Here is a 24,272-nt window from a genome sequence, read left to right as displayed (position 1 = left end):
GAATAATGGATAAATTTGCGGTTTTTGGTAACCCTATTGCACACAGTAAATCTCCTTACATTCATCGATTATTTGCTGATCAGACGGGGATTGATCATCTATATGGGCGGGTGCTTGCTCCGATAGAACATTTTGAACAAACTTTGGATCGTTTTTTTGAACGGGGCGGTCTAGGAGCGAATATTACTGTACCTTTTAAAGAAAGGGCTTATCAGCGCTCAGATGAATTGACTGAGCGAGCAAGAATTAGTGGTGCGGTTAACACATTAAAATTGATTGAAGGTAATCGTCTCCTTGGTGATAATACTGATGGGGTCGGGTTACTGGCAGATTTACAGCGGTTAGGTTTCATTACTAAGGGCCGGCATATTCTGATTATTGGGGCTGGTGGTGCAGCAAAAGGAGTGTTATCTCCTTTATTAGAACTAGGATGTGCCGTCACTATCACGAACCGTACATTCGCGCGTGCGCAGATAATTGCAGATAAATTTTCCCAATTGGGCGATATTCAGCCAATTGAAATGGAATCCCTTCTTTCCCCAGATTTCGATATCATCATCAATGCGACTGCTTCTGGTATTGATGGGCAGATTCCTGAGGTATCACCGCTGATTTTTTGCAATGATATTGCTTGTTACGATATGTATTACCAACACGGATTAACTCCATTCCTTGATTTTGCCCGGCAAAATGGTATTTCACGTTTGGCTGATGGATTAGGAATGTTGGTGTGGCAAGCTGCGAATGCTTTTGAATTGTGGCATGGAGTATTCCCTGAAATAGAATCAGTTTTAACCGCTTTGAGGCGAGAGTTACACGCATGAATCAAGCTATTCAATTTCCTGATCGTGAAGAATGGAATGAGATGGAAAGCAAAGTGATTTTCCCAGCTATGGTCGATGGGTTATTGGTACAATGTATGATTAGTTCCGATGAGCTAGCTGAACGTTATGGTAAAGATCATCACCCACTGGACTTATTTCACCGACATCGCTGGGATCTAGAAGAGAAATTTGAAGCCGCCATCTTGAGTGGGCATGATGATCAATTTGGGCGTTACTCCTTGCCCTCTGACGTGTCTGCTAAATAATTATCTTTCCAGTAGGTGTAGTTATTAGCGGAATAAAGTAGCCCTTCCAGTTCTTCAGGTTTGAGTTTTCTCACTTGTTTGGCGGGGCTGCCTATATACAGATATCCGCTTTCTAATTTCTTTCCTGGAGGGACAAGAGTTCCCGCCCCAATAACAACATCATCTTCAATAATAGCGCCATCAAGTAGAATAGAACCTATGCCAACCAGTACTCGGTTTCCAATCTTACAGCCATGCAGCATCGTTTTATGACCAACAGTGACCTCTTCTCCTATTATCAATGGGAAGCCAGCGGGATTATCAGGTGATTTATGAGTAACATGCAAAACGGAACCATCCTGAATATTTGTACGTGCACCAATTGAAACATAATTTACATCACCACGGATAACCACAAGGGGCCAAATACTTACATCATTCGCTAATCTGACATCTCCAATCACAATAGAAGAAGAATCTAACATGACTCTTTGACCAACCTGTGGATAGAGATTTAAGTATTGGCGTAAAACAGTAGACATAAAAAACCTCAACAGCAGTAAGAGTGGATAACAATTATCAGCGATGTTATTGAGTAATAGACCACCATGCAATGGAAGAACTGTATTAAATTCGTCCCGATTGGGTGCTTTTTGTATTTGGCGGAGCAAAAAATGCTCGCTTGAAAATAAAATTCAGAAAAACTATTGCCAAGCACGGAAAAGTCCCTATAATGCGCCACCACTGACCGACGCTGAGCGAAGACACGCCGCCGAGGACAGCGGGAGAAAAGCCCTGAAAATAAAGGCTTGACACCCGGCGAGGAAAGCGTAAGATACGCAGCCTCACGGCACGGAGCCCTGCTCCGGTCGGACCGCTCTTTAACAATTTAATCAGACAATCTGTGTGGGCACTCACAAGACAGTATCGACAGCATCGCAAGATGCCGAAAACTTTAAAGTCTTAAAGAGTGACTAAAACAGTTAATTCATTACGAACTAACAGTAACAATTCTTTGAGCATCAGACTTTTAATTGAAGAGTTTGATCATGGCTCAGATTGAACGCTGGCGGCAGGCCTAACACATGCAAGTCGAGCGGCAGCGGGGGGAAGCTTGCTTCCCTGCCGGCGAGCGGCGGACGGGTGAGTAATGTCTGGGGATCTGCCCGATGGAGGGGGATAACCACTGGAAACGGTGGCTAATACCGCATAACCTCTTTGGAGCAAAGTGGGGGACCTTCGGGCCTCACGCCATCGGATGAACCCAGATGGGATTAGCTAGTAGGTGGGGTAATGGCTCACCTAGGCGACGATCCCTAGCTGGTCTGAGAGGATGACCAGCCACACTGGGACTGAGACACGGCCCAGACTCCTACGGGAGGCAGCAGTGGGGAATATTGCACAATGGGCGCAAGCCTGATGCAGCCATGCCGCGTGTATGAAGAAGGCCTTCGGGTTGTAAAGTACTTTCAGCGGGGAGGAAGGCAACAGCGTAAACAGCGTTGTTGATTGACGTTACCCGCAGAAGAAGCACCGGCTAACTCCGTGCCAGCAGCCGCGGTAATACGGAGGGTGCAAGCGTTAATCGGAATTACTGGGCGTAAAGCGCACGCAGGCGGTCAATTAAGTTAGATGTGAAATCCCCGGGCTCAACCTGGGAACGGCATCTAAAACTGGTTGACTAGAGTCTCGTAGAGGGGGGTAGAATTCCACGTGTAGCGGTGAAATGCGTAGAGATGTGGAGGAATACCGGTGGCGAAGGCGGCCCCCTGGACGAAGACTGACGCTCAGGTGCGAAAGCGTGGGGAGCAAACAGGATTAGATACCCTGGTAGTCCACGCTGTAAACGATGTCGATTTGGAGGTTGTGCCCTTGAGGCGTGGCTTCCGGAGCTAACGCGTTAAATCGACCGCCTGGGGAGTACGGCCGCAAGGTTAAAACTCAAATGAATTGACGGGGGCCCGCACAAGCGGTGGAGCATGTGGTTTAATTCGATGCAACGCGAAGAACCTTACCTACTCTTGACATCCTCAGAATCTGCCAGAGATGGCGGAGTGCCTTCGGGACCTGAGAGACAGGTGCTGCATGGCTGTCGTCAGCTCGTGTTGTGAAATGTTGGGTTAAGTCCCGCAACGAGCGCAACCCTTATCCTTTGTTGCCAGCACGTGATGGTGGGAACTCAAGGGAGACTGCCGGTGATAAACCGGAGGAAGGTGGGGATGACGTCAAGTCATCATGGCCCTTACGAGTAGGGCTACACACGTGCTACAATGGCAGATACAAAGAGAAGCGACCTCGCGAGAGCAAGCGGAACTCATAAAGTCTGTCGTAGTCCGGATTGGAGTCTGCAACTCGACTCCATGAAGTCGGAATCGCTAGTAATCGTAGATCAGAATGCTACGGTGAATACGTTCCCGGGCCTTGTACACACCGCCCGTCACACCATGGGAGTGGGTTGCAAAAGAAGTAGGTAGCTTAACCTTCGGGGGGGCGCTTACCACTTTGTGATTCATGACTGGGGTGAAGTCGTAACAAGGTAACCGTAGGGGAACCTGCGGTTGGATCACCTCCTTACCTGAATGATAGTGATTGTGCAGTGTCCACACAGATTGTCTGATGAAAATAGAGTATCACGGTATAGGCTTGTAGCTCAGGTGGTTAGAGCGCACCCCTGATAAGGGTGAGGTCGGTGGTTCAAGTCCACTCAGGCCTACCAGACACGTTGACTCCTGGCCCTTTCCAGGGTGACCCGGTGCGGATGCAGCGGTGTTATCTGCGTTGAAACGGCGGGCGGGGAAACGGTCTGCACAGTTGTCTGACAGGCCGGTGATAACACTGTATGGGGCTATAGCTCAGCTGGGAGAGCGCCTGCCTTGCACGCAGGAGGTCAGCGGTTCGATCCCGCTTAGCTCCACCATACAAATCATTTCAGAACCCATGGGGAAAACACCCGTGTGTTGTGAAATTTTTGCTCTTTAACAATCTGGAACAAGCTGAAAATTTGAAACAATCAGTGCCGTCATGGACGGGACTGGTGAGTCTCTCAAAACGCACACCCGAAGACACCTTCGGGTTGTGAGGTTAAGCGACTAAGCGTACACGGTGGATGCCTAGGCAGTCAGAGGCGATGAAGGGCGTGCTAATCTGCGATAAGCGCCGGTAAGGTGATATGAACCGCAATAACCGGCGATACCCGAATGGGGAAACCCAGTGCAATCCGTTGCACTATCCTGGCCTGAATTCATAGGGTCCGGAGGCGAACCGGGGGAACTGAAACATCTCAGTACCCCGAGGAAAAGAAATCAACCGAGATTCCCCCAGTAGCGGCGAGCGAACGGGGAACAGCCCAGAACCAACATCAGCATCAGCGTCAGGAGAACGGTCTGGAAAGGCCGGCAGTAAAGGGTGATAGCCCCGTATCTGAAGACACTGGTGGTGTGAGTTCGACGAGTAGGGCGGGACACGTGGTATCCTGTCTGAACATGGGGGGACCATCCTCCAAGGCTAAATACTCCTGACTGACCGATAGTGAACCAGTACCGTGAGGGAAAGGCGAAAAGAACCCCGGCGAGGGGAGTGAAATAGAACCTGAAACCGTGTACGTACAAGCAGTGGGAGCCTTGATTTATCAGGGTGACTGCGTACCTTTTGTATAATGGGTCAGCGACTTATATTCTGTAGCAAGGTTAACCGTTTAGGGGAGCCGCAGGGAAACCGAGTCTTAACTGGGCGTTAAGTTGCAGGGTATAGACCCGAAACCCGGTGATCTAGCCATGGGCAGGTTGAAGGTTGGGTAACACTAACTGGAGGACCGAACCGACTAATGTTGAAAAATTAGCGGATGACTTGTGGCTGGGGGTGAAAGGCCAATCAAACCGGGAGATAGCTGGTTCTCCCCGAAAGCTATTTAGGTAGCGCCTCGTGAATTCATCTTCGGGGGTAGAGCACTGTTTCGGCTAGGGGGTCATCCCGACTTACCAACCCGATGCAAACTGCGAATACCGAAGAATGTTATCACGGGAGACACACGGCGGGTGCTAACGTCCGTCGTGAAGAGGGAAACAACCCAGACCGCCAGCTAAGGTCCCCAAGTCATGGTTAAGTGGGAAACGAAGTGGGAAGGCTCAGACAGCCAGGATGTTGGCTTAGAAGCAGCCATCATTTAAAGAAAGCGTAATAGCTCACTGGTCGAGTCGGCCTGCGCGGAAGATGTAACGGGGCTAAACCATGCACCGAAGCTGCGGCAGCAACACTTAGGTGTTGTTGGGTAGGGGAGCGTTCTGTAAGCCTGCGAAGGTGTGCTGTGAGGCATGCTGGAGGTATCAGAAGTGCGAATGCTGACATAAGTAACGATAAAGCGGGTGAAAAACCCGCTCGCCGGAAGACCAAGGGTTCCTGTCCAACGTTAATCGGGGCAGGGTGAGTCGACCCCTAAGGCGAGGCCGAAAGGCGTAGTCGATGGGAAACGGGTTAATATTCCCGTACTCGGTGTTACTGCGAAGGGGGGACGGAGAAGGCTAGACCAGCCGGGCGACGGTTGTCCCGGTTCAAGCGTGTAGGTGGGAAGAATTGGTAAATCCGTTCTTCCGTGAACACTGAGGCGTGATAACGAGGCACTACGGTGCTGAAGTGGTTGATGCCCTGCTTCCAGGAAAAGCCTCTAAGCATCAGGTAACAGTGAATCGTACCCCAAACCGACACAGGTGGTCAGGTAGAGAATACTCAGGCGCTTGAGAGAACTCGGGTGAAGGAACTAGGCAAAATGGTGCCGTAACTTCGGGAGAAGGCACGCTGGCGCCAGGTGACGGGACTTGCTCCCCGAGCCGAGGCCAGTCGCAGATACCAGCTGGCTGCAACTGTTTAATAAAAACACAGCACTGTGCAAACACGAAAGTGGACGTATACGGTGTGACGCCTGCCCGGTGCTGGAAGGTTAATTGATGGGGTTAGCGGCAACGCGAAGCTCTTGATCGAAGCCCCAGTAAACGGCGGCCGTAACTATAACGGTCCTAAGGTAGCGAAATTCCTTGTCGGGTAAGTTCCGACCTGCACGAATGGCGTAATGATGGCCAGGCTGTCTCCACCCGAGACTCAGTGAAATTGAACTCGCTGTGAAGATGCAGTGTACCCGCGGCAAGACGGAAAGACCCCGTGAACCTTTACTATAGCTTGACACTGAACCTTGAACCTTGATGTGTAGGATAGGTGGGAGGCTGTGAAGTGCGGACGCCAGTCTGCACGGAGCCATCCTTGAAATACCACCCTTGAATGTTTGATGTTCTAACGCAGGCCCGTTATCCGGGTCGCGGACAGTGTCTGGTGGGTAGTTTGACTGGGGCGGTCTCCTCCCAAAGCGTAACGGAGGAGCACGAAGGTTAGCTAATCACGGTCGGACATCGTGAGGTTAGTGCAATGGCATAAGCTAGCTTGACTGCGAGAGTGACAGCTCGAGCAGGTACGAAAGTAGGTCATAGTGATCCGGTGGTTCTGAATGGAAGGGCCATCGCTCAACGGATAAAAGGTACTCCGGGGATAACAGGCTGATACCGCCCAAGAGTTCATATCGACGGCGGTGTTTGGCACCTCGATGTCGGCTCATCACATCCTGGGGCTGAAGTAGGTCCCAAGGGTACGGCTGTTCGCCGTTTAAAGTGGTACGCGAGCTGGGTTTAGAACGTCGTGAGACAGTTCGGTCCCTATCTGCCGTGGGCGTTGGAAGATTGAAAGGGGCTGCTCCTAGTACGAGAGGACCGGAGTGGACGCACCACTGGTGTTCGGGTTGTCATGCCAATGGCACTGCCCGGTAGCTAAGTGCGGAAGAGATAACCGCTGAAAGCATCTAAGCGGGAAACTTGCCTTGAGATGAGTCTTCCCTTGTCCCTTGAGGATACTGAAGGAACGTTCAAGACGAGGACGTGGATAGGCTGGGTGTGTAAGCGTAGCGATACGTTGAGCTAACCAGTACTAATGAACCGTGAGGCTTAACCTGACAACACCGAAGGTGTTTTGGTGAGAGAGAGAGACGCAGTTTCAAATGAAAAACAGCAGCTTGTTCGGGATTGAACACAGAATTTGTCTGGCGGCCATAGCGCGGTGGTCCCACCTGATCCCATGCCGAACTCAGCAGTGAAACGCCGTAGCGCCGATGGTAGTGTGGGGTCTCCCCATGTGAGAGTAGGGCACTGCCAGACATCTATTTAGCCAGTATGACTCATAAGCAGAAGTCTACTGAAGTTCCAGTCAAATGGATAAAAAAAATTCGGTGGTGCGGTAGTTCAGTTGGTTAGAATACCGGCCTGTCACGCCGGGGGTCGCGGGTTCGAGTCCCGTCCGCACCGCCACCGTATTTAGGGGCGTAGTTCAATTGGTAGAGCACCGGTCTCCAAAACCGGGTGTTGGGAGTTCGAGTCTCTCCGCCCCTGCCAGTTAACAACTAAGTAATAATTGATATAGCTTTCAGATTAATAGCCCAGCTAAATTTAGCTGGGTTTTTTCTTGCTTGTAACTTACCTCCTCCGTGTCCATTGTCTGCTTGTAGAAAAATCCCAATTATTTTCACAACACCGTTCTTAGCCTGTTATAGGCGCTTTTTCGACAGGAATTTTTAATAACTGCTGAATAAATGTTTGTTGATCGCTGTTTTGCAACCATACCGCATATAATGGACGTTTGATTAGTTCTTTATTGGGTGAAGTTACCAGTTTAGGATAGTCTTCCTGCCAATGCACAGGCAGAAAAGCTGCAGCATTTACGCTATTTAGTAATTCTCGGGCAATATGTGCTGATGTGGTTGTAATGATCGGCGGATAGTCATTTTTTAAGATCTGTTGCTCTTGCTGGTGAAAATCAGCTCCCCACTCCAACTTGATGTAATTTTCTATGCCTTGTTTAAGATTATGTTGCGTTGTCGATAAAACGAGTTGGATATTACCGATCAATTGACTTTGGAATTCATCCATTTTGGGCGGTTCTGTCGTGATTAAGAGATCTAATTCACGGGAGTGTAGTTGTTTGACCAGAATTTGGCGTGTAGAAACTCGAGATTCAATTCTCATCCCTTGATGATGCTGATAAAAAGTACTCAGCCAAGATATCAGGTAGCCCTCCCATAAGGACGCCGTAGCACCGATAGAGAGTTCTGTATGCTGTGAGACATAACTGATTTCTTTCTTTGCTAACTGCCAAGTATTCATTAGTGATTCTGCATAGGGCACAAGGCGTTCCCCTGCGGCTGTCAGGCGAATATTATTGCGATGCCGTGTAAATAAATTGGTACCCAGCTGATTTTCTAATTGGCGGATCCGAAAGCTAACAGCGGATTGTGTTAGATAGAGTGATTCAGCTGCCCGACCAAAGTGACGAGTCTTACTGACTTCCAAAAAGGTTTTCAGTAATTCAGTGTCCACATGTATCTCCAATAGTTTTTGTCGTTAAGATTTAAATATTTTGTTTTACAGAATGTCAAGCCTACCTAATACTCCGCGCCATAATTAGTATGACAGTAGAGTTAGGAGTGTGTCAGATGGCTGAAAGCTTCATCACGACTAATCGTTTTTTTGATAATAGAAATTATCCACGCGGATTTTCCCGTCATGGTGATTTCACCATCAAAGAGGCCCAATTGCTAGAACGTTATGGCCATGCGTTCAATGAATTGGATCTTGGTAAACGTGAACCTCAAACAGAAGAAGAAAAACTGTTTGTTGCCGTTTGCCGAGGTGAGCGTGCCCCTGCAACGACAGAGGAAAAAGTATGGATAAAGTATTTGGCAAAAATCAGCCGTCCAAAACGTTTTCATACTCTTTCCGGCGGAAAACCGCAGATAGATTCTGCGGAGGACTATACCGATACTGATGATTAATATCATCATTGATAGTAATGATCCATCAAGAGGGGCGAAATAGCCCCTCTTCCAGATTACCCTGCTTGTTTCTGTAGTTGAATAAGTAACCTATCCATGCTCCGGTAGCTGAGTGCTTCCATAATATCTGGTCTTTCTATTCTTTTTTGTTCTTTCAGGTCTGCAATCGTGCGTGAAACTTTGAGTATTCGGTGCCAGGCACGGACAGATAAGCCTAATTTCAGTAGCGTATCTTCCAGAAAAATTGAATCTTCCATTTTTAGTTTACAAGCGCTGTCAGTTTGTTTGCGATTGAGATAAGCATTCACATGTCCACATCGTTCTATTTGCACTTTTCTGGCAATTTGTACCCGTTTTTTGACTTCATAGCTACTTTCGCCATGTTTTTCTGATGACTGGCTTAAGATACCTGAAGGAAGTAAGGGAACTTCAATTGAGAGGTCAAAACGATCTAAAAAAGGACCTGATAATTTGGAGAGATAGCGTAATATTTGCTGTGGGCTACTGCGATTGTGCAATCCTTGATGATATCCCGTTGGGCTTGGGTTCATGGCAGCAATCAGTTGGACTTGAGCAGGGAAACAGACTTTCGCTCTTGCACGGGATATAACTATTTCGCCGGATTCTAATGGCTCACGTAGCGCATCTAGGGCGCTTCGGCTGAATTCAGGCAATTCATCCAAAAATAATATACCATTATGCGCAAGTGAAATTTCCCCTGGTTTAGGAATTGAACCTCCACCAACGAGAGCCGCCATTGATGAACTGTGATGAGGCGCTCTAAATGGGCGTGTATGCCACTTTTGGGGATTAACCGAGTTACCCGTCAGGCTATTGATTGCAGCGACGTCTAGAGCCTCTAAGTGAGTTAAGGGCGGTAGTAAGCCACACAATCGGCTAGCCAGCATAGTTTTGCCTGTGCCGGGAGGGCCAAGTAGAAGAAGATTATGGCCCCCAGCGGCAGTAATTTCCAGTGCACGCTTGGCTTGCTCTTGCCCGATAATATCCCGTATATCTAAAACAAGGGGGTCGGCCTGTAACGTAATGGGAGGCGGGGAGGATAAAATGGCGGTTTCTCCTCGCAGGAAGTGGCAGACTTGAAGTAAGTGATTGGCCACTAATGTTTCATTCTGGGATAAGATAGCCAGTTCAGCTTGATTTTCTATGGACAAAATCAATTGTCTTCCTGTTCTTTTCGCACTCAGTGCGGCGGGGATGGCACCCATGACTCGGCGTATTTCGCCAGATAGTGCTAACTCCCCTAAAAATTCATAATTATGCAGCTTATCTGTCGGTATCTGTTCTGATGCTGCCAAAATCGCGATGGCGATAGGTAAATCATATCTTCCCCCCTCTTTAGGGAGATCGGCAGGTGCCAGATTAACGGTGATCCTTTTTGGTGGATAAGTAAAACCGCTGTTGAGCAACGCGCTTCTGACCCGATCTCTCGCTTCCTTGACGGTAGTTTCAGGTAGACCAACAAGCGTTAAGCCGGGCAGGCCATTACTGATATGTGCTTCTATCGTGACAATGGGGGAATCAACGCCTATTGTTGCCCGAGTATAAATGACGGCGAGTGTCATGGTGCTCTCCTTAGCAAGAAAGTCGCTATCATGAATTGATAAAAAATAATAAAAAGTATTTTGTTGTTATTTTGCGAAGAGACTCGTAAATATATTTACTGTTATTGGTATTTTGAAATTCATTGACCATTTGGTTTTTCTAATTAATATTTTGTTATATATTAATAATTTAATGTTTTTGGGTGCTTTTTATAAAGAGAGTGAATGAAATCTGTATGATATTATTCGTTAGTTATTATATATGATTTATATTAATGAATTATCTGTTGTCCCATTTGTGCATAATCATGGGCATAGATAAAAAATATCTGCTTGGATGTTACTTCCTATAAAAAGATGATTAAGTCGAATTTTTATTATTTTTGTATTAATAATTTTATTAAATATGCAGATGGCAATTTTTTCTGATAGCAAGAAGCATAAACGGCAGTGTATTTATCTGTTTAAACATTTATCTATATGAAAAATATGGTTAAAATAATTTTCCTGTGAAAAAAATAAAATTAATCGTTGTCAATAATCATGGAAAGTGATAACTCTTAAAGATACGTTGAGCATACGAGTTTAAACGAAAAAAATTATGAACGCATTTGTCCTAGTGATTAGCCTAATTATCGTGAGCGTGGTGGTGATTATTATCCCACCGTGCGGGGCTGCACTTGGACGAAGGAAGGCTTAAACAGAAAAATAGCCAGATTTCACAAAAACCCCCGCACCGAAAGGCGCGGGGGTTTTTTTTGACACGTAGAAACGCATAACAAAACAACATCACAGCAAGCCATTTACAAGCTAAATACAACAGAGGAATGACAATGAACGGGGCGCAATGGGTTGTACAAGCATTACGAACACAGGGAATTGAAAAGGTTTTTGGTTATCCTGGTGGAGCAATCATGCCGATTTATGATGCGCTGTATGACGGGGGAATTGAACACTTGTTATGTCGTCATGAACAGGGAGCGGTGATGGCAGCAATCGGCTATGCAAGGGCGAATGGTAAACCTGGGGTTTGCATCGCGACATCAGGGCCGGGGGCAACAAACTTAATCACCGGATTGGCGGATGCGCTGCTGGATTCTGTTCCAGTTGTGGCTATCACCGGTCAGGTGAGTTCTGAATTGATTGGCACTGATGCCTTTCAGGAAATCGATATGTTGGGGCTTTCCCTTGCTTGTACAAAACACAGTTTTCTGGTCGATTCTCTGGATAAATTACCCCAGATCATAGCCGAAGCCTTTACTATAGCAACAAGTGGCCGCCCCGGCCCTGTACTGATTGATTTACCGAAAGATATTCAGTTAGCTCAAAGCGATTTAGCACCTTACCTGATGCCTGTTGTGTCCGAATCTTTCCCCCCTGAACAAGAACTGGAACAGGCTCGTCACATGATGCTCATGGCCCAAAAACCCATTTTGTATGTAGGTGGTGGTATTGGCATGGCTGATGCAGTACCTGAACTGCGGCGTTTTGTTACCGAAACGGGATTACCCGTTGTTTCCACGCTGAAAGGCTTGGGAGCTGCGGATGCCGAGCATAAATATTATTTAGGGATGTTGGGGATGCATGGCACAAAGGCTGCCAATCTTGCCGTTCAATCCTGTGATTTATTGATTGCTGCTGGAGCCCGTTTTGATGATCGTGTGACAGGGAAATTAAATACTTTTGCCCCTCATGCCAAAGTGATCCATGTAGATATCGATCCTGTTGAATTCAATAAATTACGTCAGGCACATGTTTCATTACCGGGGAATTTAAAAACATTGTTGCCCCACTTACAGCAACCTTTATCGATTGAATCCTGGCAACAGGAAATCAAACGCTTAAAAAGCGAACATACATGGCATTATGACTATCAAGGCGTAAGTATTTATGCGCCATCACTATTAAAACAGGTATCTGAACGCAAGCCATCCAACGCGATAATCACAACTGACGTTGGGCAACATCAGATGTGGACAGCGCAGCACATGACATTTGATAGGCCGGCAAATTTCATTACTTCCAGTGGATTAGGCACGATGGGTTTTGGCATTCCAGCGGCTATTGGCGCCCAGATGGCTCGTCCGGAAGATATGGTGCTCTGCATATCCGGTGATGGTTCTTTCATGATGAATGTACAGGAGTTAGGTACCATCAAACGTAAGCAGTTGCCAATCAAGATTATTTTATTGGATAACCAGCGTCTGGGCATGGTTCGGCAGTGGCAAGAACTGTTTTTTGACAAACGCTATAGCGAAACGATCTTAAACGATAATCCTGATTTTATTGCCTTGGCAAAAGCTTTTGATATTCCTGGTCAACAAATTACTGACAAAACCCAAATCGATGCAGCGCTGGATGCTTTGTTCAGCAGCGAAGGTCCGTATTTATTACATGTATCCATTGACGAATTAGAGAATGTCTGGCCATTGGTTCCACCAGGCTCAAGCAATGCAACCATGTTGGAGAAGTCATTATGATGCAGCATCAACTTGCTATTCAGGCACGGTTTTGCCCTGAGATTTTGGAACGAATTCTGAGAGTTACCCGTCATCGTGGATTTCAGATATGTGCTTTGAATATGGATCATACAACAGATAGTGATAATGTAAGCATTGAACTCACAGTCGCCAGCCAACGCTCTGTAAATTTACTTTTTTCTCAACTGATGAAATTAGTCGACGTTGCTGGTGTTGAGATCCGACACAAAGAATCACAATTTATAAGCGCATAAAGCGCAATTGAAGGAAATTGAAGAATGACAAAGCAAGCTGATTATATTTGGTTCAACGGTGAAATGGTTCCTTGGGCTGATGCGAAAGTCCACGTTATGTCTCACGCCCTGCATTACGGAACTTCCGTATTTGAGGGCGTTCGTTGCTATAACTCTCACAAAGGGCCCGTTGTTTTTCGTCATCGTGAACATATGCGGCGTTTGCATGACTCAGCCAAGATTTACCGTATGCCCGTGAGCCAGAGCGTTGATGAATTAATGGAAGCCTGTCGTGAAACACTTCGTAAAAATAAATTAGTCAGCGCTTACATTCGCCCATTGGTTTTTATCGGTGATGTTGGAATGGGGGTCAATCCTCCAGACGGTTATAAGACAGATATCATTATTGCGGCTTTTCCGTGGGGGGCTTATTTAGGCGAAGAAGCGCTGGATCAGGGTATTGATGCGATGGTTTCTTCATGGAATCGTGTGGCAGCAAATACGATCCCAACAGGGGCAAAAGCGGGTGGTAACTATCTTTCTTCTCTGCTGGTGGGCAGTGAAGCACGACGCCACGGCTATCAGGAAGGTATTGCACTGGATGTTCATGGCTATATTTCAGAAGGTGCGGGAGAAAACCTGTTTGAAGTGAAAGATGGGGTACTGTTTACGCCTCCATTTGCGTCATCAGCACTGCCGGGGATTACCCGTGATGCCATTATCAAACTGGCACAGGATCTGGGTCTGGAAGTGCGTGAACAAATACTTACCCGTGAATCGCTTTATTTAGCTGATGAAGTATTCATGACGGGGACAGCGGCAGAAATTACGCCGGTTCGTAGTGTTGATGGCATTCAGGTGGGTATTGGTAAATGTGGGCCAATCACTAAAAAAATCCAGAATGCCTTCTTTGGCTTATTTGATGGTACGACAGAAGATAAATGGGGCTGGCTGGACGCCGTTAATCCTGAATAAAAAAAGACAAAATGTAACAGGCGGCTCGTTCCCTGCCTGTTTTGATTGCTGATACTAATTAGATAAGACACGGGAGTGAAAACAATGCCTAAATACCGTTCTGCCACGACAACTCATGGCCGTAATATGGCGGGAGCACGAGCTTTATGGCGTGCGACGGGTATGACCGATGAGGATTTTGGAAAACCTATTATTGCGGTTGTGAACTCATTTACTCAGTTCGTGCCCGGGCATGTTCACCTGAGAGATTTAGGAAAACTAGTAGCAGAACAGATTGAGGCATCAGGAGGCGTCGCGAAAGAGTTCAACACGATTGCAGTTGATGATGGTATTGCGATGGGGCATGGCGGAATGCTCTATTCTTTGCCTTCGCGTGAGTTGATTGCTGATTCTGTGGAATATATGGTCAATGCCCACTGTGCGGATGCGATGGTGTGTATCTCCAACTGTGACAAAATCACACCGGGCATGTTGATGGCATCAATGCGCCTGAATATCCCGGTTATTTTTGTTTCTGGCGGCCCGATGGAAGCCGGTAAAACCCGCCTGTCTGATCAGATCATCAAACTGGATCTGATTGATGCGATGATTCAGGGAGCTAATCCCAATGTCAGTGATGAAGAAAGCAATCAGATAGAACGTTCAGCTTGTCCGACATGTGGTTCCTGCTCAGGCATGTTTACGGCTAACTCCATGAATTGTCTGACTGAGGCATTGGGGCTTTCGCAGCCGGGTAATGGTTCACTGCTTGCCACTCATGCGGATCGCAAGGAGTTGTTTTTAAATGCGGGCAAACGCATCGTCGAACTGACCAAACGCTATTATGAGCAAAATGATGATAGCGCTTTACCTCGTAATATCGCGACCAAAGCTGCCTTTGAAAATGCGATGATACTGGATATTGCGATGGGCGGGTCGACCAACACGGTACTGCATCTGCTGGCGGCGGCGCAGGAAGGTGACGTTGATTTCACTATGGCGGACATTGATCGTTTGTCTCGTCTAGTACCTCATTTGTGTAAAGTGGCACCAAGCACCCAGAAATATCATATGGAAGACGTACATCGTGCAGGGGGAGTCATCGGGATCCTCGGTGAACTGGATCGTGCGGAGCTTTTGAATCGTGATGTGAAAAATGTTTTGGGGCTGGATCTGCCGCAAACGTTAGCTCAGTACGACATCATGCTGACACAGGATGAAGGTGTTAAGAGCATGTATTCTGCGGGGCCAGCAGGTATTCGAACCACTAAAGCCTTTTCGCAGGATTGCCGTTGGCCGTCATTGGACACAGATCGTAAGGAAGGGTGTATCCGTGAACGCACTCATGCTTATAGCCAAGATGGTGGTTTGGCAGTGCTGTCTGGTAACGTTGCGGCTAATGGCTGTATCGTAAAAACCGCTGGGGTGGATGAAGGAAGCCTGACTTTTCGTGGCCCAGCGAAGGTTTATGAAAGCCAGGATGATGCAGTAGAGGCGATTCTGGGAGGCAAAGTCGTTGCGGGTGATGTTGTGGTTATCCGCTATGAAGGCCCGAAAGGCGGTCCCGGTATGCAGGAAATGCTCTATCCAACCACCTATTTGAAATCGATGGGACTGGGCAAAAGCTGTGCTCTTATCACTGATGGTCGTTTTTCAGGCGGAACATCTGGGTTGTCGATTGGGCATGCTTCCCCTGAAGCGGCTAGTGGTGGCGTGATTGGGTTGGTTTATGATGGAGATATCATCGACATTGATATTCCGAACCGTAAAATCCATCTGGATGTTAACGAAACAGAACTGGCCGTACGTACACAGGCTGAACTATCTCGTGGAGATCAGGCATGGACACCTAAATCCCGTGATCGTCAGGTTTCTTTTGCCTTGCGTGCTTATGCTTTACTGGCGACCAGTGCCGATAAAGGCGCTGTACGCGATAAAGCAAAATTAGGGGGCTGACTGTGGCAGTTTATCCTCTTAATGCTGAGCCAAAGGGAGCGGAATACCTCAAAGCCGCCTTGAGTGCACCGGTTTATGATGTCGCTCAGGTTACCCCGCTGCAAGAAATGGAAAAAATCTCTGCCCGTTTAGCAAATACCATTTTAGTTAAACGGGAAGATCGTCAGTTAGTACACAGTTTCAAATTGCGCGGTGCATACACGATGATTGCGGGTTTGACTGAGGAGCAGAAAGCGAAAGGCGTGATTACCGCTTCTGCGGGCAATCATGCACAGGGTGTGGCACTTTCTGCCAGCAAAGTGGGCACCAGAGCCATCATTGTCATGCCGATTGCCACGGCAGACATCAAAGTTGATGCAGTCCGCAGTTTTGGCGGTGAAGTCCTGTTATACGGTGCTAATTTTGATGAAGCTAAAGCCAAAGCCATCTCGATGGCAAAAGAGCGCGGCTATACTTTTGTACCACCGTTTGATCACCCTGCCGTGATCGCGGGGCAGGCAACACTGGCAATGGAACTTTTACAGCAGGACGTCCACCTTGATCGCATTTTTGTGCCGGTTGGTGGTGGCGGTTTGATTGCGGGTGTCGCAGTGCTGATCAAACAACTTGTACCGGAAATGAAAGTCATCGGAGTGGAAACCGAAGATTCTGCGTGTCTGAAAGCGGCACTGGAAGCAGGGTGTCCGGTTGACTTACCGAGAGTGGGGCTGTTTGCGGAAGGTGTTGCAGTCAAGCGTATCGGTGATGAAACATTCCGTTTATGCCAACTGTATGTCGATGATGTCATTACGGTGGATAGTGATGCCATCTGTGCCGCCATGAAAGATATTTTTGAGGATGTCAGGGCAATTGCCGAACCTTCCGGTGCTCTGGCTCTGGCGGGTTTGAAGAAATACGTACAGCAGCATCAGATTCAGGGAGAAAGGCTGGCACATATTCTCTCAGGTGCCAACGTGAATTTTCATGGCCTGCGTTACGTCTCTGAACGCTGCGAGCTGGGAGAGCAGCGTGAAGCACTACTGGCTGTCACAATACCTGAGCAAAAAGGAAGTTTCCTGAATTTTTGCCAGACGCTGGGAACACGTGTTGTGACAGAATTTAGTTACCGTTATTCAGATGCGACTAACCCTGCTGAAGCCTGCATTTTTGTTGGCGTACGGCTGAATCGAGGCAATGCAGAACGTCTTGAAATCATCAATGAGTTGAAAGCATCGGGTTATCAGGTCGCTGACTTTACCGATGATGAAATGGCAAAACTGCATGTTCGTTACATGATCGGTGGCCGTCCTGCCAAGCCATTACAGGAACGGCTATACAGTTTCGAATTTCCTGAATCGCCGGGCGCTTTATTAAAGTTTTTGCAGACACTGGGAACACATTGGAATATCACACTATTCCATTACCGCAGCCATGGGATGGATTACGGTCGCGTATTGGCTGCCTTTGAACTTTCAGGTGCGGAAGTACGTTTTGATCGCCATCTTGAGGATTTGGGTTATGAATACCATGATGAAACGAATAATCCTTCTTTTAACCTATTGTTGAAATAAGATTCTTTGATCATCGGCTTAAAAAATAGCACCTTGGCAGGTGCTATTTTCAGAATAAAGAATTGTTCACAACATCCCCCAAAATGCTTTAACCAATGGTTCCTGTAAGCGCTTACTCAGCGTACAGACGCCTAACTCAAACGGTTCGACCAGCGCAATATTCTCTAACAGGGACACACGATTGCGTACAGGTTCTGGGCTATTTTCGACGACAACCGCCGGGATCAGCGCGATACCGCAACCTAACGCAACCATCGAAACAATGGCTTCATGGCCTGAAACGGTGGCGTAAATCAAAGGATTAGGGATGCTATTCCGGCGAAACCAAAGTTCGATGCGTGTACGTGAAGGCCCATGTTCCGGCAGAATAAAAGGAATGGCATTCCAGTCAGGTTGTTCCTGTGTGGCAAGTGTTCTCACGGCACAAGGCAGGGAAGGGGCAATCAATACCAAAGGGATTTCACCTATTTTGGTAAAGCTGACATTATGGGGCAGTTTCTCCGGTTTGCCTGCAATGCCTAAATCAGCCTGATCAGATTGGATCCTATCGACGGCATCAGCGGCATCTCCCGTTGTTAGTTTTATTTCTACCAAGGGGTGCTCTGCCCGGAATTTATCCAGCACCTGCGGGAGATGGCTATAAGCCGCCGTAACTGAACAGAACAGACGTAATTCACCGCTCAATGAGGGACTCTGGTGATTTAATGAATGGCGTAACTGCTGATATTGCAGGAGCGTCTGTTGGGCAAATTGTTTTAGCTGTTCACCTGCGAAAGTGAGCTTGACTGTCCGGTTATCCCGCAGAAATAACGGATGTCCTAATAGTTCTTCAAGTCGTTGGATTTGGCGTGAAAGTGTGGATGGACTGACATGTATAGCTTTGGCCGTGCGTCCAAAGTGACAACTTTCTGCAAGATGTAAAAACAGTTTTAAATCACGTATATCCATCGAATTTTGGCCTTCTACCGTAACAAATTTGCTGTTGCATAAAATGCAACATAATCTTGTTAATATATCAATTTAAGCAATAGCTTTCATGGCATATATTGGAACGATGCAAACGACCTCACAACAATAACATCGGAGTCACCATGGCTAATTATTTTGATACGTTGAACCTGCGCCAGCAATTAGCGCAGTTAGGCAAATGTCGTTTTATGGCGCGGGAAGAATTTGCTGACGAAGCAGGATATTTAAAAGGCAAGAAAGTAGTCATTGTCGGCTGTGGTGCGCAAGGACTTAATCAGGGTCTAAACATGCGTGATTCTGGTTTGAATATTGCCTATGCATTGCGTCAAGAAGCGATTGAAGAAAAGCGCGCATCATGGCGTAAGGCAACGGAAAACGGCTTCAAGGTCGGCACCTATGAGGAGTTGATCCCACAGGCCGATTTGGTCATTAACCTAACACCAGACAAACAGCATTCTACGGTGGTTCAGGCAGTTCAGCCTTTGATGAAAGAAGGTGCTGCACTGGGATATTCTCACGGTTTCAATATCGTGGAAGTGGGTGAGCTGGTTCGTAAAGACATCACCGTCGTGATGGTTGCGCCTAAATGCCCGGGTACGGAAGTTCGTGAAGAATATAAACGTGGTTTCGGTGTCCCTACTTTGATTGCGGTGCATCCGGAAAACGATGTGAAAGGTGAAGGCATGGCCATCGCGAAAGCATGGGCTGCCGCAACGGGGGCTCATCGCGCTGGTGTACTGGAATCTTCTTTCGTGGCTGAAGTAAAATCGGACTTAATGGGTGAACAGACCATTTTATGCGGTATGTTACAGGCGGGTTCTCTGCTTTGTTATGACAAGCTGGTGGCAGAGGGAACAGAGCCGGGTTATGCCGGTAAGCTGATTCAATTTGGCTGGGAAACCATCACGGAAGCCCTGAAGCAAGGCGGCATAACATTGATGATGGATCGCCTGTCCAACTCAGCAAAACTGCGTGCTTATGCCCTTTCCGAACAGTTGAAGGTTATTTTAGCACCGTTGTTCCAGAAACATATGGATGACATCATTTCTGGAACGTTTTCTTCTACTATGATGGCAGACTGGGCAAATGACGATAAAAACCTGCTGACTTGGCGTGCAGAAACAGGCCAGACACCATTCGAAAACTACCCGGATCACAGCGGCAATATCAGCGAGCAGGAATACTTTGATCATGGCGTGCTGATGATAGCGATGGTCAAAGCTGGGGTGGAGCTGGCGTTTGAAACTATGGTGGATGCCGGCATTATTGAGGAATCAGCCTATTATGAATCGCTGCATGAACTGCCATTGATTGCGAATACCATTGCTCGTAAGCGTCTGTATGAAATGAATGTGGTGATTTCTGATACGGCGGAATATGGTAATTACCTGTTCTCTCACGTTGCGGTTCCACTACTGAAAGAAAAATTTATGGCTACCTTGCAGGCAGGGGACATGGGTAAACCCGTGGCAGACGGCAGTATCGATAATGCCCAATTACGTGATGTTAACGAAGCGATTCGTCACCATCCGATTGAGACTATTGGCCGTACTCTGCGTGGTTATATGACCGATATGCAACGCATTGCAGTGGGTGGATAATTTGCTTATCAGGTCGATCTGATAGAGATGAACCTCCATAAAATAACGCCCGATGAGATTCTATCAGGCGTTGTTTTTTATGGGAATTTACAGGCTAAGCTGTTGTTTCAGATCATCGATTGCCTGACGCTGTAAAGTTTCAAAAGGTGCTCTCGGTTGCTGCAATTCGAGTATGGCAAGAGCCGGATCAATGACTTCAGTGCGAACGCCAGACAATTCTTCCATTACGGCCAAACCACAGAAAGGCACATAGGCTTCGGAATAACCGCCTTCGTGTACCATCACCAGTTTGCCATGACAGAACTCATCCGCTATCTGCTGCATTTTACGCGTCATCTCACGGAAACTGTCACTATGCAGCTGCATCCGTGCCAGCGGATCAAAGCCATTGGCATCATAGCCACAGGCAATGATAATCAGCTCAGGCTGGTAACGTCGCAGTGCCGGCATGACAATTTGATCCATGGCATACATGTAGCTGTCATGACCCGCACCAGCCATCAGTGGAATATTGATATTGAACCCTTCACCCGGACCTTCGCCGATATCGCTTTCGCCGCTGTAACCTGCCGGATAGCAGCGATCCTGATGCAGTGAAATTGTCAGTACATCATCCCGTTGCCAAAAGATATGTTGTGTTCCATTACCGTGGTGCACATCCCAGTCGACGACGGCTACCCGGCCAAGGCCCAGTTGTTCTTTTGCTTTTTCAATCGCAAGAGAAATATTGGCGAGGAAACAGAAGCCCATGGCTTGATCGGGTAGGCAATGATGGCCGGGGGGACGAGAAAGGCTGTAGGCATTATCCAATTCACCTTGCAAGACGGCTTTTACTGCTGCATAGGTTAGCCCTGCGGACAGTTTGGCAATTTCATAACTGCCTGCACCCAGTGATGCTTCAGACCCCAATGTACCGCCGCCGTTATCGCTCAGATACTTAAAGCGCTGTAAATAAGATTCTGTGTGAACGAGCCTTAACGTTGCTTCATCAATAGGCTCGGCACTCATTAGCTCTAATGAGTGACTTAAACCGGAAACATCCATTAAGCTTTTCATTCTGCGTTTGGTTTCTGGTGATTCGGCATGTCCTGCCCCGCACGGCGGCTGTATCCATCCACCTACGGGAAATATGAAGGTATGCATGGAACCCATATTGTGCCAGAAACAGAGTTCATCAAAGAAAAAGCCAGTTTTACGTAGCATATTACACCCATTTTATTGATTCGATGATAATAAGATGATAGTGCTAATTAAGTTAAACAGATATTATGTGTTACTGTAAGTAGAGATTTACTATTGCATAGAAGAAGGTAATAAATCTATTTTTATAAAAAAAATTTCAATCTATATCACAAAATTAGATTATAAATAATAATGAATCCGCGACTAATTAAAATTGTTATTAAATATAAAATTTTTTGTACTCTTTAATTTATTGATATTTAAATGAAAGCAATGAAATAAATATTTATTATCATGATTTGACAAGCTAATGAATAATATATAATTGGGTTTTTTTGCCAGTATGTACAGATATAAAATAATAAGTGTTAAATAACAATAAGATATAAATTTATATCACTAAGATTAAGGTTGGTGTTTATTAGTATTAAGGAGAGGGATAATATTAATGTAAATAGAATATCGTAAAAGTTTATTTTTTCTTAATAATATAGTCATTGAAAGTATAATAAATAATTGTAAAAAATATTGGTTCGAAATTATATATGAGTAATATCTATAGGTATTCTATTTTATCTCACTTATCTTTATTAATTTAATATTAAAAATAAATATTTAAATTTTTTAATTGTTTATTATATAAAGAGTTTGTTGTTTTTTATTTCAATATAATTTGAAAAATAATTGTCATATAAGTGAGGGTTAAAAAATAGAATAACTTAATTATTTCGTCTCTCGATAACCAATTTATGTAAAGAAAATGCCCTTTCTGCTACACTTCTTACCTCTGATGTTTATCCTGATATAACCCCCTAAAAAGTATGCGATTAAATCCTAGTCAACAACAAGCGGTTGAATTTGTCACAGGGCCTTGTCTGGTTCTGGCAGGTGCAGGCTCCGGCAAGACCAGAGTAATCACCAATAAAATTGCCCACCTGATCCGTGCCTGTGGTTATCAGGCACGTCATATTGCCGCAGTGACTTTCACCAACAAAGCGGCACGGGAAATGAAAGAACGTGTCGCGCAGACTTTGGGGCGCAAGGAAACCAGAGGGCTGATGATTTCGACTTTCCATACTCTGGGTCTGGAAATCATCAAGCGTGAATACAAAGCGCTGGGTATGAAGAGTAACTTTTCGCTGTTCGATGATCAGGATCAGAGGGTACTGCTGAAAGATCTGACGGCGGATTTGCTGGAAGAAGATAAGGATCTATTGCAAAAACTGAACTCCAGTATTTCCAACTGGAAAAATGATCTGATGTCACCCGAGCAGGTGATTAGACAGGCTCGTTCGGCGCAGGAGCATCAATTTGCGGAGTGTTATCGCCGTTATGATCTGCATTTGAACAGTTGCAACGTTCTCGACTTCGATGACTTGATTACCAAACCGACGTTGCTGTTAATGCAGAATGAAGAGGTTCGGGAACGCTGGCAAAATAAAATTCGTTATCTGCTGGTGGATGAATATCAGGATACCAACACCAGTCAGTATCAATTGGTGAAACTATTAGTGGGCAATCGGGCACGTTTTACCGTAGTGGGTGATGATGACCAATCCATCTATTCATGGCGTGGTGCGCGCCCACAAAACTTGATCCTGCTGAATGAGGATTTTCCTCAGTTGAACGTGATCAAACTGGAACAGAATTATCGTTCATCAGGGCGGATATTGAAGGCCGCGAATATTCTGATTGCTAATAATCCCCATGTATTTGAGAAAAAACTGTTTTCAGAACTGGGCTATGGTGATCCGCTCAGGGTGATCGAAGCAAATAATGAAGATCATGAAGCAGAGCGAGTCGTGGGAGAGTTGCTCGCTCATCACTTTATTAATAAAACCGAATATAAAGATTACGCCATTCTATATAGAGGCAATCATCAGTCTCGTATTTTTGAAAAAATGCTGATGCAAAACCGTATTCCTTATCGCATTTCTGGGGGAACTTCATTCTTTTCCCGCCCTGAAATAAAGGATTTACTCTCTTATCTGCGGGTGTTGACTAATCCCGACGATGACAGTGCATTTCTACGGATCGTCAATACCCCACGTCGAGAAATCGGCGCGATGACAATCCAGAAATTGGGCGAGTGGGCAAATCAGCGTAACAAAAGCTTGTATCACGCCAGTTTTGATCTCGGTCTGGAGCAGAGTCTGACAGGTCGCGGGCTGGCTGCGCTACAGCACTTTACCCACTGGATGGATGAAATTTCCCGCCAGGCCGAGCGTGAGCCATTGCTGGCAGTGCGGGATTTGCTGCGCGGTATGGACTATGAAAGCTGGCTGTATGAAACGTCACCTAGCCCAAAAGCGGCTGAAATGCGGATGAAAAACGTCAATCAGCTTTTTACTTGGATGAGTGAAATGTTTGAAGGGGATGACCTGAATGAACCGATGACGCTGTCGCAAGTTGTGGCGCGTTTTACCCTGCGAGACATGCTGGAACGTGGGGAAGACGATGAGGAATTGGATCAGGTTCAGCTGATGACATTGCATGCATCCAAGGGGTTAGAGTTCCCTTATGTTTTTCTGGTGGGTATGGAAGAAGGTTTGTTGCCGCATCAAAGCAGCATTGATGAAAATAATATCGACGAAGAGCGACGTCTGGCTTATGTCGGGATCACCCGAGCGCGGCGGGAGCTATTTTTTACCCTCAGCAAAGAGCGTCGTCAGTATGGTGAGCTGATTCGGCCTGAACCGAGCCGATTTTTGCTGGAGTTGCCGCAGGATGATTTGCACTGGCCGAGAGGCAAAAAGATGATCAGTGCAGAAGATCGAATGAAGCAAGGGCAATCGCGTCTTGCTGATATCAAATCCCGTTTGGGGCTTGGTCAGAAAAACAGCGATAAATAAAAT

General features: G+C 46.5%; 16 protein-coding genes, 4 tRNA genes and 3 rRNA genes. 18 read left to right on the top strand and 5 right to left on the bottom strand.

What is annotated here, in order from left to right; translation table 11 throughout:
* The first annotated feature begins 5 nt into the window (after positions 1-5).
* Positions 6-824 (top strand): shikimate dehydrogenase, encoded by an 819-nt coding sequence (gene aroE, locus XBJ1_RS17955; protein WP_012990466.1) that lies wholly within the window; start codon positions 6-8, stop codon positions 822-824.
* On the top strand, positions 821-1,090 hold the full coding sequence (locus tag XBJ1_RS17950; protein ID WP_012990465.1) for a DUF1488 domain-containing protein: 270 nt from the start codon (positions 821-823) through the stop codon (positions 1,088-1,090). The genes aroE and XBJ1_RS17950 overlap by 4 nt, the downstream gene beginning before the upstream one ends.
* On the opposite strand, the gene XBJ1_RS17945 is transcribed toward XBJ1_RS17950, so the two are convergent.
* Complete coding sequence (locus XBJ1_RS17945; protein ID WP_012990464.1) at positions 1,057-1,611, bottom strand: gamma carbonic anhydrase family protein; 555 nt, start codon at positions 1,609-1,611, stop codon at positions 1,057-1,059. The two genes, XBJ1_RS17950 and XBJ1_RS17945, sit on opposite strands and share 34 nt — an antisense overlap.
* Positions 1,612-2,100: 489 nt before the next feature.
* Here XBJ1_RS17945 and XBJ1_RS17940 point away from each other — a divergent pair.
* From XBJ1_RS17940 to XBJ1_RS17910, 7 genes are all read left to right on the top strand, one after another.
* Positions 2,101-3,643, top strand: a 16S ribosomal RNA gene (locus XBJ1_RS17940).
* 65 nt (positions 3,644-3,708) lie between these two features.
* Positions 3,709-3,785, top strand: a tRNA-Ile gene (locus XBJ1_RS17935).
* A 125-nt stretch (positions 3,786-3,910) separates the two neighbouring features.
* Positions 3,911-3,986, top strand: a tRNA-Ala gene (locus XBJ1_RS17930).
* Between the two features lie 162 nt (positions 3,987-4,148).
* Positions 4,149-7,058: ribosomal RNA gene (locus XBJ1_RS17925) — 23S ribosomal RNA — on the top strand.
* An 86-nt stretch (positions 7,059-7,144) separates the two neighbouring features.
* Positions 7,145-7,260: ribosomal RNA gene (gene rrf, locus XBJ1_RS17920) — 5S ribosomal RNA — on the top strand.
* The 16S, 23S and 5S rRNA genes sit together here with 4 tRNA genes alongside, the layout of an rRNA operon.
* Before the next feature lie 73 nt (positions 7,261-7,333).
* A tRNA-Asp gene (locus tag XBJ1_RS17915) sits at positions 7,334-7,410 on the top strand.
* 8 nt (positions 7,411-7,418) lie between these two features.
* Positions 7,419-7,494 (top strand) — tRNA-Trp (locus XBJ1_RS17910).
* 144 nt (positions 7,495-7,638) lie between these two features.
* Here XBJ1_RS17910 and hdfR read toward each other — a convergent pair.
* On the bottom strand, positions 7,639-8,475 hold the full coding sequence (hdfR, locus tag XBJ1_RS17905; protein WP_012990462.1) for an HTH-type transcriptional regulator HdfR: 837 nt from the start codon (positions 8,473-8,475) through the stop codon (positions 7,639-7,641).
* 116 nt (positions 8,476-8,591) lie between these two features.
* Here hdfR and XBJ1_RS17900 point away from each other — a divergent pair, with 116 nt between their 5' ends.
* The gene (locus tag XBJ1_RS17900) at positions 8,592-8,930 is read left to right on the top strand and encodes a DUF413 domain-containing protein (RefSeq protein ID WP_012990461.1); all 339 of its coding nucleotides are present in this window, start codon (positions 8,592-8,594) and stop codon (positions 8,928-8,930) included.
* A gap of 56 nt (positions 8,931-8,986) precedes the next feature.
* On the opposite strand, the gene XBJ1_RS17895 is transcribed toward XBJ1_RS17900, so the two are convergent.
* Positions 8,987-10,513, bottom strand: coding sequence for a YifB family Mg chelatase-like AAA ATPase (locus tag XBJ1_RS17895; RefSeq protein ID WP_012990460.1), 1,527 nt, complete (start codon positions 10,511-10,513; stop codon positions 8,987-8,989).
* A gap of 580 nt (positions 10,514-11,093) precedes the next feature.
* Here XBJ1_RS17895 and ilvL point away from each other — a divergent pair.
* The 6 genes from ilvL (at position 11,094) to ilvA (ending at position 17,665) form a co-directional block, all read left to right on the top strand.
* Positions 11,094-11,192, top strand: coding sequence for an ilv operon leader peptide (ilvL, locus tag XBJ1_RS20350; protein WP_071822532.1), 99 nt, complete (start codon positions 11,094-11,096; stop codon positions 11,190-11,192).
* A gap of 133 nt (positions 11,193-11,325) precedes the next feature.
* Positions 11,326-12,972: an acetolactate synthase 2 catalytic subunit gene (gene ilvG / locus XBJ1_RS17890; RefSeq protein ID WP_012990459.1), complete on the top strand. Its 1,647-nt coding sequence runs from the start codon at positions 11,326-11,328 to the stop codon at positions 12,970-12,972.
* Complete coding sequence (gene ilvM, locus XBJ1_RS17885; RefSeq protein ID WP_012990458.1) at positions 12,969-13,226, top strand: acetolactate synthase 2 small subunit; 258 nt, start codon at positions 12,969-12,971, stop codon at positions 13,224-13,226. Before ilvG ends, ilvM begins: the two co-directional genes overlap by 4 nt.
* A 24-nt stretch (positions 13,227-13,250) precedes the next feature.
* Positions 13,251-14,180, top strand: coding sequence for a branched-chain amino acid transaminase (locus XBJ1_RS17880; RefSeq protein ID WP_012990457.1), 930 nt, complete (start codon positions 13,251-13,253; stop codon positions 14,178-14,180).
* An 84-nt stretch (positions 14,181-14,264) separates the two neighbouring features.
* Positions 14,265-16,115: a dihydroxy-acid dehydratase gene (ilvD, locus tag XBJ1_RS17875; RefSeq protein WP_012990456.1), complete on the top strand. Its 1,851-nt coding sequence runs from the start codon at positions 14,265-14,267 to the stop codon at positions 16,113-16,115.
* A 2-nt stretch (positions 16,116-16,117) separates the two neighbouring features.
* Entirely contained in the window at positions 16,118-17,665 is a 1,548-nt protein-coding gene (ilvA, locus tag XBJ1_RS17870) for a threonine ammonia-lyase, biosynthetic (protein WP_012990455.1), read from the top strand.
* A 66-nt stretch (positions 17,666-17,731) separates the two neighbouring features.
* On the opposite strand, the gene ilvY is transcribed toward ilvA, so the two are convergent.
* Positions 17,732-18,613, bottom strand: a complete 882-nt coding sequence (gene ilvY, locus XBJ1_RS17865; RefSeq protein ID WP_012990454.1) for an HTH-type transcriptional activator IlvY — start codon at positions 18,611-18,613, stop codon at positions 17,732-17,734.
* Between the two features lie 143 nt (positions 18,614-18,756).
* Here ilvY and ilvC point away from each other — a divergent pair, with 143 nt between their 5' ends.
* On the top strand, positions 18,757-20,235 hold the full coding sequence (gene ilvC, locus XBJ1_RS17860) for a ketol-acid reductoisomerase (protein WP_012990453.1): 1,479 nt from the start codon (positions 18,757-18,759) through the stop codon (positions 20,233-20,235).
* 87 nt (positions 20,236-20,322) lie between these two features.
* On the opposite strand, the gene XBJ1_RS17855 is transcribed toward ilvC, so the two are convergent.
* Positions 20,323-21,438, bottom strand: a complete 1,116-nt coding sequence (locus XBJ1_RS17855; RefSeq protein WP_012990452.1) for a class II histone deacetylase — start codon at positions 21,436-21,438, stop codon at positions 20,323-20,325.
* 800 nt (positions 21,439-22,238) lie between these two features.
* Here XBJ1_RS17855 and rep point away from each other — a divergent pair.
* Positions 22,239-24,269, top strand: coding sequence for a DNA helicase Rep (rep, locus tag XBJ1_RS17850; RefSeq protein WP_012990450.1), 2,031 nt, complete (start codon positions 22,239-22,241; stop codon positions 24,267-24,269).
* The last annotated feature ends 3 nt before the right edge of the window (positions 24,270-24,272 follow it).

The sequence above is a fragment of the Xenorhabdus bovienii SS-2004 genome, assembly GCF_000027225.1.
In the GTDB taxonomy this organism is placed as follows: domain Bacteria; phylum Pseudomonadota; class Gammaproteobacteria; order Enterobacterales; family Enterobacteriaceae; genus Xenorhabdus; species Xenorhabdus bovienii_C.
The sequence above is the reverse complement of the archived record's forward strand: the minus strand, read 5'-3'. Positions and strand labels throughout refer to the sequence as shown.

Excerpts from the sequence above, each read along its gene's own strand:
- ilvG (WP_012990459.1), top strand. The coding sequence starts at position 11,326 with ATGAACGGGGCGCAATGGGTTGTACAAGCATTACGAACACAGGGAATT.
- XBJ1_RS17900 (WP_012990461.1), top strand. The coding sequence starts at position 8,592 with ATGGCTGAAAGCTTCATCACGACTAATCGTTTTTTTGATAATAGAAAT.
- ilvD (WP_012990456.1), top strand. The coding sequence starts at position 14,265 with ATGCCTAAATACCGTTCTGCCACGACAACTCATGGCCGTAATATGGCG.
- XBJ1_RS17950 (WP_012990465.1), top strand. The coding sequence starts at position 821 with ATGAATCAAGCTATTCAATTTCCTGATCGTGAAGAATGGAATGAGATG.
- XBJ1_RS17895 (WP_012990460.1), bottom strand. The coding sequence starts at position 10,513 with ATGACACTCGCCGTCATTTATACTCGGGCAACAATAGGCGTTGATTCC.
- XBJ1_RS17945 (WP_012990464.1), bottom strand. The coding sequence starts at position 1,611 with ATGTCTACTGTTTTACGCCAATACTTAAATCTCTATCCACAGGTTGGT.
- aroE (WP_012990466.1), top strand. The coding sequence starts at position 6 with ATGGATAAATTTGCGGTTTTTGGTAACCCTATTGCACACAGTAAATCT.
- ilvL (WP_071822532.1), top strand. The coding sequence starts at position 11,094 with ATGAACGCATTTGTCCTAGTGATTAGCCTAATTATCGTGAGCGTGGTG.
- XBJ1_RS17880 (WP_012990457.1), top strand. The coding sequence starts at position 13,251 with ATGACAAAGCAAGCTGATTATATTTGGTTCAACGGTGAAATGGTTCCT.
- ilvY (WP_012990454.1), bottom strand. The coding sequence starts at position 18,613 with ATGGATATACGTGATTTAAAACTGTTTTTACATCTTGCAGAAAGTTGT.
- ilvM (WP_012990458.1), top strand. The coding sequence starts at position 12,969 with ATGATGCAGCATCAACTTGCTATTCAGGCACGGTTTTGCCCTGAGATT.
- ilvC (WP_012990453.1), top strand. The coding sequence starts at position 18,757 with ATGGCTAATTATTTTGATACGTTGAACCTGCGCCAGCAATTAGCGCAG.
- rep (WP_012990450.1), top strand. The coding sequence starts at position 22,239 with ATGCGATTAAATCCTAGTCAACAACAAGCGGTTGAATTTGTCACAGGG.
- XBJ1_RS17855 (WP_012990452.1), bottom strand. The coding sequence starts at position 21,438 with ATGCTACGTAAAACTGGCTTTTTCTTTGATGAACTCTGTTTCTGGCAC.